The sequence below is a fragment of the Xanthomonas sp. D-99 genome (genome assembly GCF_017746145.1).
GTDB lineage: Bacteria > Pseudomonadota > Gammaproteobacteria > Xanthomonadales > Xanthomonadaceae > Xanthomonas > Xanthomonas cissicola.
The window spans coordinates 1-12,325 of the sequence record NZ_JAGHWU010000042.1; the positions used below are offsets into that span (position 1 = coordinate 1).

Consider the following 12,325-nt stretch of genomic DNA (forward strand, 5'->3'; position numbering starts at 1 on the left):
GGCGATGGCCGCTTAGCTCCACTTCTGGCGACCGCTAAAAGTGGGGGGATTACCCCACCAAGTCGGAAAACATCAACGATTTCGTGACCACCCGGGTGCGCGATGCATTGCTGGGCTGCCAGCCGGGATCCTTCGATGGCTGCGTGCCGTACAGCGTCTGGAACGACAGCGTCACCGCCGAGCAGGCGCAGGCATTGCAGGGCGTGGGTATCGTCAATTACGAGACCTCGATGCGTGTCTTCAATGCCTACGTCACCGGCAATTTTGGCTACAGCCTGCCGTGGGCGGGCGATAACCCGATCAGCGTCGTCGGCGGTGTGGAAACCCGTACCGAAACCTTCAAGCGTGTTGCCGACAGCAATATGCAGACCGGCAATTTCACCGGCCTGGGTGGTCCGACCTCCAACGTCTCCGGCGATATCAGCGTCAAGGAACTGTTCCTGGAAGGCGCAGTGCCGTTGCTGGCGCAAGCGGGCAGCCTGGATCAGCTGGACATGCAGCTTGGCTATCGCTATTCGGACTACGACATCTCCGGCGGCGTGAGTACGTACAAGGCGGGTCTGGGCGCGACCTTCGCGGATGGCAAGTACCATTTGCGTGCAGGCTGGAATCGTGCCAACCGTGCGCCCAACATCACCGAGCTTTACAACGAAAACACGATCGGACTGTGGAGCGGCAGCGACCCCTGCGCAGGGGCCAATCCCACGTTTACCCAGGCGCAGTGCGCCAACACCGGCGTCACGGCCGCGCAGTACGGGCGCGTGGCGGCCAATCCGGCAGGGCAGTACAACGAGATCGGCGGCGGCAACACCGCGCTGCAGCCGGAAACCGCCAATACCTGGACCATCGGATTCGCTGCCAGCCCGGTCAAGGGGCTGGATCTGAGCGTGGATTACTACGACATCAAGATTGACGATGCGATCCGTGCCATTGGTTCTTCCAACATCCTGACCGCCTGCGGTGTGACCGGTAATGCGGACCTATGTAGCCGCATCCGCCGCAATGCCACGACCGGCGACCTGTTCCGCGGCAGCGACGTGGACACCTCCGGCCTGATTTTCAACTCCCAGGACAACTTTGGGTCGTTGCACTTCCAGGGCGTGGATCTGACGGCCTCCTATGCCTGGAGCATCGGGCCCGGACGCCTGACTGCCTCGATGATGGGCAGTTATGCCATCAAGCAGGAATACGAGCCGGTTCCGGGCGTGCAGCAGGTGACCTACGACTGCGCTGGCGTGGTGAACGTGGCATGCAACAGTGCCGAATGGCGGCATGTGCTGAGCACCCGCTACAGCTTCGATCGTTACACCGTTGGTCTGCGCTGGCGTTACATCGGTGAGCTGGACTATCAGAACACCGACGGCACTGCCGGTACCACCGACGTGCGCTTGGTCAATCAGGACAACAAGGTGTCGGCGTACAACTACTTCGATCTCTCCGGGTCGATGCAGCTCGGCGATTACGTCACCTGGACCCTGGGTATCAACAACATTGCCGACAAAGAGCCGCCGCTGGTGGGTGGCAGCTTGACCTTCAATGCCAATTCGCTGGGTGGTTACGACCAGGCCGGACGCTACTTCTTCACCAGTGTGGGTCTGCGTTTCTGAGTCGCGTTGCAGTGAGGTAAAACGGGAACGGCGGGCCTTGGCCCGCCGTTCTTTTTTGTACCTGAGCCAAGCTGCGTCTGGTTGTCTTTGCGCACGATCCGCACCGTTTACCACCGCGAATAGCGCCTGCTCGAGGCGGAAGATGAGCGTGTGGCTTACGCCGCAGCCTCCCGCAACAACGGTGAGTCCCAACCCGGGCGCGGCGCGAAGCGTTCGCCGTAACGGGCATGCAAGGCCTGCAGACGCTCCAGTAGCGCGTCTGCGCCGACGCTGCGGATGTATTGGATCGGGCCGCCACGGAAAGGTGCGAAACCTGTGCCGAAGATGACGCCGGCGTCCAGCAGGTCTGCGTCGGCCACCACGGCGTCATACAGGCACGCTACCGCTTCGTTGAGCAGCGGCAGGATCAAGCGATCTTCCAAATCTGCCGGTGCGGCGTAACCGCTGGCAACCTCGGGTTTGACGGCGCGTCCGTTCTCCCACTTGTACAGGCCCTGGCCGTCCTTCTTGCCGCGCTTGCCGGCTTCCACGGTCGCCAGTGCCGCCGGGATGGGCAAACGCAGGAATGGCGCCAACTCGGCACCTACGCCTGCCGCCACATCCAGGCCCACGGTGTCGATCAATTCGATTGGCCCCATCGGCATGCCGAACTTCACTGCCGTCTTGTCCAGCACCGGGCCGGGAATGCCCTCGGCATACGCGGTGGCCGCTTCGAGCAGGTAGGGGAACAGCACCCGGTTGACCAGGAACCCCGGCGTGCCGGCCACCGGCACCGGGAACTTGTCCAAGGTCTTGCAGAACGCAGCCAGGCGCGCGACGTTGGCCGGATCCAGGCCATCGTGCTGCACGATTTCCACCAGCGGCATCATCGCCACCGGGTTGAAGTAGTGCAGGCCGGCAAATTGCGCCGGGCGCTGGATGTGGCCACGCAAGTCGGTCAGCGGAATCGACGAGGTATTGGTCGTCAGCAATGCATCCGGCTTGAGTTGCGGCTCGATCGATTGATACAGATCGCGCTTGGCCTGCGGGTTTTCGATGATCGCCTCGATCACCAGATCGGCCTGCGTCACGCCCGCGCCGGCCAGGTCGCCGCGCAGACGCGCCGCCACTGCTGGTCGCTTGGCGTCGTCCTTGACACGCTTGGCGAACAGCTCGCCACCACGTGTCAGCGCCGTATCGATAAAACGCTGCTCGCGATCCTGCAACGTGACGTCGAAGCCCTTGTAAGCCGCCCAGGCCGCGATATCGCCGCCCATGACGCCGGCGCCGATCACATGCACATGGCGAATCGGGGCTGCGGCCACGCCGGCTGCGTCCTTGCCGCCCAGCGCTTTCAGACGCTCGGTCAGGAAGAAGATCCGGATCAGGTTGCGTGCGGTCGGCGTGCTGGCGAGTTTGACCACTGCCTTGCGCTCGGCCGCCAAGCGCGCCTGGGTGCCGCTACCGCCCGCCCGCTCCCAGACGTTGATCAAGGCGTAGGGCGCCGGGTAATGCTCCTTGCGCGCCTTGCGCGCCACCTGCTTGCGCATCTGCGGCGCCAGTAGTTTGCGCGCCAGCAAGGTGTTGGTGGCCCATGCGGTAGCGCGCTGCTTGAACGCATGCGTGGTGCCGGCGAGCGCCAGGCTGGCGGCCACATCCACCAGCACGGCAGGCGCGGCGACCTTGTCGACCAGGCCCATCGCGCGCGCGGCCTTGGCCGACACTGTGCGACCAGTGAGCATCAGATCCATTGCGGCCGGCGCACCGATCAGGCGCGGCAAGCGGGCGCTGCCGCCCCAACCGGGGAAGATGCCGAGCTTGGTTTCCGGCAGTCCGATGCGCGTACTGCCATCGTCGGAGGCCACGCGGTAGCGGCAGGCCAGCGCGATTTCGGTGCCGCCACCCATGCAGAAGCCATGGATCGCCGCGACGGTGGGGCACGGTAGTTCGGCCAGCTTCTGGAAGACCTGCTGCCCGCGATGGATCGCATCGTTGACCGTGCCCTTGCGGTCGAATTCCTGGAATTCCTTCAGATCGGCACCGGCGATGAAGCCGTTGGGCTTGCCCGAGCGCAGCACCACACCGGTCGGCGGATCCAGCGCCAGCCGCTCGACCAAGGCGCCCAGCTCCAGCAGTACCTCTTGCGAAAATGCGTTAACCGGTGCGCCCTGCCGATCGAGGCTGAGCACGACCACGCCGTCCTCGCGCAGATCGGCCTGCCAATGGCTGAATCGGAGCCCGTCGAAACCTGGAAGCATGCGTCTAGCCGTCCGGCGATAGAAGGAAAGGTCGTTATCATCCAGAGGTTGTTTCCTTCACGTCAAATACCCATACCTGTCGACAGGGCAGATCCGCGCTTGCGCGCGGCGTCGCCAGCGGTGCATCGCTGCCGCTACCCTGATGCGTGACGGTCGTACGGATCGGTATGAACTTTTCTTTTCAATGGTGGTCTCATTGCCCGACTTCGGTGGGCTGACAGGAGTGTGGCCCGACATGGCCGAAGTCGATACACCTCAGGAGCTGGACCTGGAACTGGTCCGGCGTGTGCAGCGCGGCGAAAGCGCGGCGTTCGATGTGCTGGTGCGCAAATACCAGCATCGGATCGTTGCCTTGATCGGGCGCTACATCGCCGACTGGAGCGAATGCCAGGACGTTGCCCAGGACACGTTTGTGCGCGCCTACCGCGCGATCAACAGTTTTCGGGGCGACGCCCAGTTCTATACGTGGCTGCACCGCATTGCCGTCAACACTGCCAAGAACCATCTGGTTGCGCACAACCGCCGCCCGCCCACCGACGACATCGAGATCAGCGATGCCGAACAATTCGATGGAGCGACCCGGTTGCGCGACACCGATACCCCGGAGCGCGAATTGATGCGACAGGAGCTGGAACAAACGGTGATGCGCGCGGTCCAAGCGCTACCGGAAGAACTTCGGTCGGCCATCACCCTGCGCGAGGTGGAAGGGCTGAGCTATGAGGACATCGCGCGAAAGATGGATTGCCCGATCGGAACGGTGCGCTCGCGCATTTTCCGGGCGCGCGAGGCCATCGATATCGAGCTGCGGCCTCTGCTGGAGACCGAAAGCGCTACCCGTGAGCGACACCGCGTATGAGCCATAACCCTGCCATGTCCACTACCGACAAATTCGAACTTCACTATCGCCAGCAGCTGTCTGCGCTGGTCGACGGCGAGTTGAGCGCCGACGAGTCGCGCTTTTTGCTGCGCCGTCTGGCCCACGACGAAGAATTGGCCGGCTGCCACGAGCGCTGGCAGTTGTGCGGCGATGTGCTGCGCGGTGCCGCCAGTGCGCCGGCGCCGCTGGATTTTGCGGCGCGTGTGCGCGGCGCCATTGCCGAGGAGCCGGCACCGCAAGCACAGCCGGCGGCCCGCCCAGGCGCACGTTGGCGCTGGGGCGGCGGTGCAGCGATTGCCGCATCGGTCGCGGCGATCGCCATGTTCCTGGCGCGCGAGCGCCTGCCGGACACCGCCGCGCCCGGTGCTGAAACACCCGTCTATGCCACCGCTGCCCAGCTTCCGCCTGCCTCGCAAACGCCGCAGGCCCCTGTGGCTCCGAAGGCACCGGCCGCACCGGCTCCGGGGACGCCGGATGAGGTGGCCGCGCTCGCTGCAGCCGTACCTGCCGCTGCGCTGGCATCTACTCGGCGCGGCGCGGCAACGCGCAACCAGCAAGTCGCACGCAGTGCGGCGGCGCGTCAGCAGCAGGCGCCGACCCGCATGGTCGCTGCGGCGGTACCGGCACCCACGGAGACCTCATCTGCGGTTGCGGCGACGCCGTCCAACCCGTTTACGCATCCGGATACAACGCTGCAGGCACGCCCGTGGCCGCGCGCGGCCTTGTCCGGGGCTGGCGAAAGCCCGCTCAACGCCAGTTTCCGCCAGAGCCGACCCGGCACGGCGTTCTATCCGTTCGAACCCGCGCCACAGGCAGTCGCCAGTCCGGCGCCGAACCGCCCGGCACCGGCGCCGGCCCCGCAGGACTGACCCTGTCGCCGGCCTTCATCCGTTCGGCTATCTCCCTTCCGTTATCGTGCCGGGCCCGTGTCGCTACGCGGGTTCCGGCTCCTCTCGCCCTGCCATCGGAGGCAACCTGATGAACCATCGCATCCGCACCCAGATGTTCGGCCTGATCGCCATGACCCTGCCGCTGGCGGCCTGCGCGCAGCAGCCCGCACCCGCTGCCAAGGACGTCGCCCCGATTGCTGCCAATCGCAGTGCCACGCCAGCGCCGCAGCTGGTGGCGGGGCTGCCGGACTTCACCAATCTGGTCGAGCAGGTCGGCCCGGGTGTGGTCAATATCGAAACCACCATTACCCGCAAGGATGCCATGGCGCGTCAGCAGCGCAGCGGCCCGGGTGGTCGTGGAGGTGGCGCGATGCCGGATGACGAACAGATGCCGGAATTCTTCCGCCGCTTTTTCGGACCGGATTTCCAGATGCCGGGCGGTCCGCGCCAGGGGCCCGGTGGCGGCGATGACGACGGCGGCATCGCCGGCAAGTCGATGGGCTCGGGCTTCATCATCTCGGCCGACGGCTACGTCCTGACCAATCATCACGTGGTCGATGGCGCCAGCGAGGTGACCGTCAAGCTCACCGACCGCCGCGAGTTCAAGGCCAAGGTGGTCGGTAGCGACGAGCAATACGACGTGGCGCTGCTGAAGATCGAGGCCAAGGGCCTGCCGACCGTGCGCCTGGGCGATTCCAACACGCTCAAGCCGGGGCAGTGGGTGGTGGCGATCGGCTCGCCGTTCGGCCTGGACCACTCGGTCACCGCCGGCATCGTCAGCGCCACCGGCCGCAGCAATCCGTACGCCGACCAGCGCTACGTGCCCTTCATCCAGACCGACGTGGCGATCAACCAGGGTAATTCCGGCGGCCCGCTGCTCAACACGCGTGGCGAAGTGGTCGGCATCAATTCGCAGATCTTCTCCGCATCCGGCGGCTACATGGGCATCAGTTTCGCGATCCCGATCGACCTGGCCTTCAGCGCGGCCGAGCAGATCAAGGCCACCGGCCATGTGAGTCGCGGCATGCTGGGCGTGGCGGTCGGCCCGATCGACTCGCTCAAGGCGCAAGGCCTGGGCTTGCCGGATAGCCGTGGTGCCCTGGTCAACGATATTCCTGCCGGTAGCCCGGCGGCCAAGGCCGGCATCGAGGTGGGCGACGTGATCCGTGCGGTGAACGGCAAGTCGATCGATGTCGCCAGCGATCTGCCGCCAATGATCGGGCTGATGGCGCCCGGCACCAAGGTGACCCTGGACGTCTTGCGCGACGGCAAGCCGCGCACCGTGACGGTCACCCTGGCGCCGTTGCAGGACGGCACCGGGAACGCCGCGCCGCGCACCGCCGCCGAGGAGGCCAAGCCCGGCGCCCCGGCCAGCGTGGAATTGCTCGGCCTGCAAGTCGCCGACCTGACCGCCGCCGAACGCAGCCGCCTGGGCCTGGAAGCGGGCGAGGGTGTGCGTATTGCCGCGGTCACCGGCGCGGCGGCGCGCAGCACCCAGCCGCCGCTGTCGCCGGGGCTGGTCATCGCCCGCGTGGGCCGGACCAAGGTCGGCAGCGTCGCCGAGCTCAACCGCGCCCTGTCCAGCTACAAGAAGGGCGACGTGGTCATGCTGCTGGTGACCGACGGCAAGGCGACCAGCTACGTGGCCTTGAAGGCCGGCGGCTGAGGGAGGCCGGGATTGGGGATCGGGATTGGCAGCAGCGGGTCCGCACTACGCGGCCCGCCCTGCTTTGCGATTCCCAAATCCCGATTCCCCAATCCCCGGCCCCAAAGGGGCCGGGCGTGCGATAATGCTGCGTTACCCTGACGACGGCTGCGCCGGCGCCCACCTCAATGTCCTCTGATTCAATGCGGAACATCCGCAATTTCTCCATCATTGCCCACGTCGACCACGGCAAATCCACCCTGGCCGACCGCATCATCCAGCTGTGCGGCGGCCTGCAGGCGCGCGAGATGGAAGCCCAGGTGCTCGACTCCAACCCGATCGAGCGCGAACGCGGCATCACCATCAAGGCGCAGTCGGTGTCCCTGCCGTACACGGCAAAGGACGGGCAGACCTACCACCTGAATTTCATCGACACCCCCGGGCACGTCGACTTCTCCTATGAAGTCAGCCGCTCGCTGGCTGCGTGCGAAGGTGCGCTGCTGGTAGTGGATGCGGCGCAGGGCGTGGAAGCGCAGTCGGTGGCCAACTGCTACACCGCGGTGGAGCAGGGCCTGGAAGTAGTGCCGGTGCTCAACAAGATCGACCTGCCCACGGCCGATGTGGACCGCGCCAAGGCCGAGATCGAGGCGGTGATCGGCATCGATGCCGAAGACGCGGTGGCGGTGAGCGCCAAGACCGGTCTGAACATCGATCTGGTGCTGGAAGCGATCGTGCATCGCATCCCGCCGCCCAAGCCGCGCGACACCGACAAGCTGCAGGCGCTGATCATCGATTCCTGGTTCGACAACTACCTGGGCGTGGTCTCGCTGGTGCGCGTGATGCAGGGCGAGATCAAGCCCGGGAGCAAGATCCTGGTGATGTCCACCGGTCGCACCCATCTGGTCGACAAGGTCGGCGTGTTCACCCCCAAACGTAAGGAACTGGCTGCGCTCGGCGCCGGCGAAGTGGGCTGGATCAACGCGTCCATCAAGGACGTGCACGGCGCCCCGGTCGGCGACACCCTGACCCTGGCCGGCGATCCGGCGCCGCATGCCTTGCCCGGTTTCCAGGAAATGCAGCCGCGCGTGTTCGCCGGCCTGTTCCCGGTCGATGCCGAGGATTACCCGGATCTGCGCGAAGCGTTGGACAAGCTGCGCCTGAACGATGCCGCGTTGCGCTTCGAGCCGGAAAGCTCCGAAGCAATGGGCTTCGGTTTCCGCTGCGGCTTTTTGGGCATGCTGCACATGGAAATCGTGCAGGAGCGGCTGGAGCGCGAGTACAACCTGGACCTGATCAGCACCGCACCGACCGTGGTGTATGAAGTGCTCAAGACCGATGGCACGGTCATCAACATGGATAACCCGGCCAAGTTGCCGCAGTTGAACCTGGTGCAGGAAATCCGCGAGCCCATCATCCGCGCCAACGTCCTCACGCCCGAGGAGTACATCGGCAACATCATCAAGTTGTGCGAGGAAAAGCGCGGCACCCAGATCGGCATCAACTACCTGGGCAGCCAGGTACAGATCAGCTATGAGCTGCCCATGGCCGAGGTGGTGCTGGATTTCTTCGACAAGCTCAAGTCGGTCAGCCGTGGCTATGCCTCGCTGGATTACCACTTCGTGCGCTTCGATGCCGGCCCGTTCGTGCGCGTGGACGTGCTGATCAACGGCGACAAGGTCGATGCGTTGTCGTTGATCGTGCACCGCAGCCATGCCGATCGTCGTGGCCGCGAGCTGTGCGAAAAGATGAAAGACCTGATCCCGCGGCAGATGTTCGACGTGGCGATCCAGGCGGCGATCGGCTCGCAGATCATCTCGCGCTCCACGGTCAAGGCGATGCGCAAGAACGTGCTGGCCAAGTGCTATGGTGGCGACGTTTCGCGCAAGAAGAAGCTGCTGGAGAAGCAGAAAGAAGGCAAGAAACGCATGAAGCAGGTCGGCCGCGTGGAGATTCCGCAGGAGGCCTTCCTGGCTGTCCTGCAGATGGACAAGTAGCAGGGATTCGTCATTCGGGATTGGCAACGGCTCGTCGCCTTCCTGCTGTTGCGAATCCCCAATCTCCAATCCCGAATTCCGTTCCGAAGGAACATCAATGAAATGGTTTGAAATCATCCTGGTTGTCCTGACGCTGGGCAGCGGCTTCATCTGGCTGCTGGACAAGCTGTTTCTGGCCAAGCGCCGTGCGGCGCGTGCCGGCCTGCTGGACAGCGAGCCGGCGATCATCGATTACTCGCGCGCCTTCTTCCCGGTGCTGGCAGTGGTGCTGATCCTGCGCAGCTTCGTGGCCGAGCCGTACAAGATTCCGTCCAGTTCGATGATGCCCAACCTGCTGATCGGCGATTTCATCCTGGTCAACAAGTTCGCCTACGGTTTCCGCCTGCCGATCACCAATACCAAGTTCATTCCCACCGGCGAGCCCAAGCGCGGCGACGTGGTGGTGTTCAAGCCGCCGCACGCGCCGGACCAGAACTGGATCAAGCGCGTGGTGGGCCTGCCGGGCGACAAGATCGGCTTCCACGGCGATACGCTGTACATCAACGACAAGCCGATGCATTACACGGTCAAGGGCGAGTACATCGGCAAGGGCAAGGGCGCCGAGATGACCGGCACCACGCTGCTGGTCGAGGACCTGCCGGGCCGCACGCATACCGTGCTGGAATGGCTGGACCGCAACATGCCGGCCGGGCAGGGCGACTGGACCGTGCCGGCGGACAGCTATTTCGTGATGGGGGATAATCGCGACAACAGCGAGGACAGCCGGTTCTGGACCCAAACGCACTTTCTGCCGGAAGCCAATCTGCGCGGCAAGGCGTTCCTGATCTGGCTCAATTGCGAAGGATGGTTCTGCAAGGGGAGTTTCGATCCATCGCGGATCGGGACTGGAATCCAGTAAATGCACGCACGGCGTGCCAGGGGAAGCACAATGAAGCGCAAGCAAAGCGGTATGACGTTGACGTCGTTCGTGGTGGTGCTGGCGGTGGTGGGGTTCGGTCTGTACATCGGGATGAAGCTGTTCCCGATGTATCAGGAGTATTACGCAGTGCGTACGTCGATGAAGGGCCTGGCCAATGAGGCTGGCAGTGCCGACATGGATCCGTCCAAGTTGCAGGAAATGTTCTTCAAGCGGCTCGATATCAATGCATCCGAAAGCGTGAAGCGTGAGAACGTCAAGTTCGAGCGGATCGAAGGCGGCTGGCGCATGAAGGTCAATTACGAAGTCCGCCGTGAGCTGGTTGGCAATCTGGATGTGGTCGGCAAGTTCGATACGGCACAGGATCTGACGAAGCGCGGTGTCGAATAGAACCTTCCAGCGCGGTGATCCGATCGGGCACGCATTCGCCGATCCGGCTCTGCTCGCCCAGGCGCTGCGGCATCGCAGCGCCGGGACGCCGCACAACGAGCGACTGGAATTTCTCGGCGACGGCATCGTCAACCTGCTGATCGCCGAGGCCCTGTATCAACGCTGGCCCAAGGCCGATGAAGGCGCATTGACCCGTGCACGTGCCGAGCTCGTACGCGAAGGTGCGTTGGCAGTCATCGGGCGTACGCTCAATCTGGGCGAACGTCTCACGCTTGGCCCGGGCGAGCTGAAGTCCGGTGGTCACCGGCGCGATTCGATCCTGGCCGATGCAGTCGAGGCGATCGTCGCGGCCATCTATCTGGACTGCGGTTTCGAGCGTTGCCGTGCAGTGGTGCTGCCGTGGTTCGAAGCGTCGCTGGCGGCATTGCCGGTGGGCAAGGCAGAAAAGGATCCCAAGACCCGGCTGCAGGAATGGCTGCAAGCGCGGCAACTGCCGCTGCCCACTTACGCGCTGATCAGCGAGAGCGGCGACGAGCATGCCAAGCAGTTCCACGTCGCCTGCATTCTGGAGCAGCCCGTTGCCCGCGCCGAGGGCCAGGGCACCTCGCGTCGCCTCGCAGAGCAACAGGCGGCGACTCTTGTCATCGCACAACTGGATTCAAACACGTGAGCGAAATCACTTCCCCTCACCGCAGCGGTAGCGTTGCGGTGATCGGCCGGCCCAATGTCGGCAAGTCCACCCTGACCAACGCCCTGGTCGGCGCGAAGGTCAGCATCGTCTCCAACCGGCCGCAGACCACGCGCCATCGGTTGCTGGGCATCGCCACCTTCCCGGAAGGACAGCTGGTGCTGGTAGATACTCCGGGCTTGCACCGCGAGCAGAAGCGCGCGATGAACCGGGTGATGAATCGCGCTGCGCGCGGCTCGCTCGAGGGGGTGGACGCGGCGGTCCTGGTGATCGAAGCCGGCCGCTGGGACGAGGAAGACACGCTGGCGTTCCGCGTGCTCAGCGACGCCGGCGTGCCGGTGGTGCTGGTGGTGAACAAGGTCGACCGGCTCAAGGACAAGACCGCGCTGTTCCCGTTCCTGGCCCAGGTCAGCGAGGGGCGCACCTTCGCCGCCGTGCATCCGGTGTCCGCGCTCAAGCGCAAGGGCCTGGACGCGTTGGTCGGCGACCTGCTCAAGCTGGTGCCCGAAGCCGAGGCGATGTTCGGCGAAGACGAGATCACCGACCGCAGCCAGCGCTTTTTGGCCGGCGAACTGGTGCGGGAGCAGCTGATGCGTCAGCTCGGCGAAGAGCTGCCGTATGCCACCACCGTTGAGATCGAGCGTTTCGCCGAAGATGGCGCGCTGCTGCGCATCGGTGCGGTGATCTGGGTCGAGCGCGAAGGCCAGAAGGCGATCGTGATCGGCAAGGGCGGCACCCGGTTGAAAGAAATTGGCGGCAAGGCGCGCCTGCAGATGGAGCGCCTGTTCGGTGCCAAGGTGTTCCTGGAAACCTGGGTGCGCGTGCGCGAAGGCTGGTCGGACGACGAGGCTGCGCTGAAGGCGTTCGGGTACGAATGAGGCCGGGAAGGCCGGGACCCGGGACCCGGGACCGGGGGCCCGGGAAACGCTGGGTCAGGCAGTTGGCCGGCATGCTGCCGAGGAGAGGTTGTTTCGTTTGTTTCAGGTTCGGGTGCTGCGCTGACGGCATTGGCTCGGCGCCCAATCGCCGCGTCGCGCGGCACGGCGACGGCCGATCCGGCGCTTTTCCAGGGTCCTCGGTC

General features: G+C 64.8%; 9 protein-coding genes and 1 pseudogene. 9 read left to right on the forward strand and 1 reads right to left on the reverse strand.

What is annotated here, in order from left to right; genetic code table 11:
- Positions 1-56: 56 nt before the first annotated feature.
- A pseudogene (locus tag J7360_RS14715) lies at positions 57-1,607 on the forward strand (TonB-dependent receptor); the annotation flags it as partial.
- 155 nt (positions 1,608-1,762) lie between these two features.
- Here J7360_RS14715 and J7360_RS14720 read toward each other — a convergent pair.
- Positions 1,763-3,844, reverse strand: a complete 2,082-nt coding sequence (locus J7360_RS14720) for a 3-hydroxyacyl-CoA dehydrogenase NAD-binding domain-containing protein (protein WP_209034147.1) — start codon at positions 3,842-3,844, stop codon at positions 1,763-1,765.
- A gap of 235 nt (positions 3,845-4,079) precedes the next feature.
- Between J7360_RS14720 and rpoE the strand changes: the two genes are divergently transcribed.
- The 8 genes from rpoE (at position 4,080) to era (ending at position 12,122) form a co-directional block, all read left to right on the forward strand.
- A complete protein-coding gene (gene rpoE, locus J7360_RS14725) occupies positions 4,080-4,700 on the forward strand; it encodes an RNA polymerase sigma factor RpoE (RefSeq protein ID WP_007962205.1) in 621 nt (206 codons plus the stop codon).
- Positions 4,697-5,590 carry a sigma-E factor negative regulatory protein gene (locus J7360_RS14730; protein WP_209034149.1) on the forward strand — a complete coding sequence of 298 codons (894 nt, stop codon included), beginning with the start codon at positions 4,697-4,699 and terminating at the stop codon, positions 5,588-5,590. Before rpoE ends, J7360_RS14730 begins: the two co-directional genes overlap by 4 nt.
- Positions 5,591-5,699: 109 nt before the next feature.
- Entirely contained in the window at positions 5,700-7,277 is a 1,578-nt protein-coding gene (locus J7360_RS14735) for a DegQ family serine endoprotease (protein WP_057660823.1), read from the forward strand.
- A 182-nt stretch (positions 7,278-7,459) separates the two neighbouring features.
- Positions 7,460-9,250, forward strand: a complete 1,791-nt coding sequence (lepA, locus tag J7360_RS14740) for a translation elongation factor 4 (RefSeq protein ID WP_033481242.1) — start codon at positions 7,460-7,462, stop codon at positions 9,248-9,250.
- 97 nt (positions 9,251-9,347) lie between these two features.
- Positions 9,348-10,148 (forward strand): signal peptidase I, encoded by an 801-nt coding sequence (gene lepB / locus J7360_RS14745; RefSeq protein WP_007970507.1) that lies wholly within the window; start codon positions 9,348-9,350, stop codon positions 10,146-10,148.
- Positions 10,149-10,556, forward strand: coding sequence for a DUF4845 domain-containing protein (locus J7360_RS14750; RefSeq protein WP_011050845.1), 408 nt, complete (start codon positions 10,149-10,151; stop codon positions 10,554-10,556).
- Positions 10,546-11,226, forward strand: a complete 681-nt coding sequence (gene rnc, locus J7360_RS14755; protein WP_008574282.1) for a ribonuclease III — start codon at positions 10,546-10,548, stop codon at positions 11,224-11,226. The genes J7360_RS14750 and rnc overlap by 11 nt, the downstream gene beginning before the upstream one ends.
- On the forward strand, positions 11,223-12,122 hold the full coding sequence (gene era / locus J7360_RS14760; RefSeq protein WP_003488210.1) for a GTPase Era: 900 nt from the start codon (positions 11,223-11,225) through the stop codon (positions 12,120-12,122). Before rnc ends, era begins: the two co-directional genes overlap by 4 nt.
- Positions 12,123-12,325 lie beyond the last annotated feature (203 nt).

Bases quoted from the DNA above. Each gene is read 5' to 3' on its own strand.
- rpoE (WP_007962205.1), top strand. From the start codon at position 4,080: ATGGCCGAAGTCGATACACCTCAGGAGCTGGACCTGGAACTGGTCCGG.
- J7360_RS14730 (WP_209034149.1), top strand. From the start codon at position 4,697: ATGAGCCATAACCCTGCCATGTCCACTACCGACAAATTCGAACTTCAC.
- lepB (WP_007970507.1), top strand. From the start codon at position 9,348: ATGAAATGGTTTGAAATCATCCTGGTTGTCCTGACGCTGGGCAGCGGC.
- lepA (WP_033481242.1), top strand. From the start codon at position 7,460: ATGCGGAACATCCGCAATTTCTCCATCATTGCCCACGTCGACCACGGC.
- J7360_RS14750 (WP_011050845.1), top strand. From the start codon at position 10,149: ATGCACGCACGGCGTGCCAGGGGAAGCACAATGAAGCGCAAGCAAAGC.
- J7360_RS14735 (WP_057660823.1), top strand. From the start codon at position 5,700: ATGAACCATCGCATCCGCACCCAGATGTTCGGCCTGATCGCCATGACC.
- J7360_RS14720 (WP_209034147.1), bottom strand. From the start codon at position 3,844: ATGCTTCCAGGTTTCGACGGGCTCCGATTCAGCCATTGGCAGGCCGAT.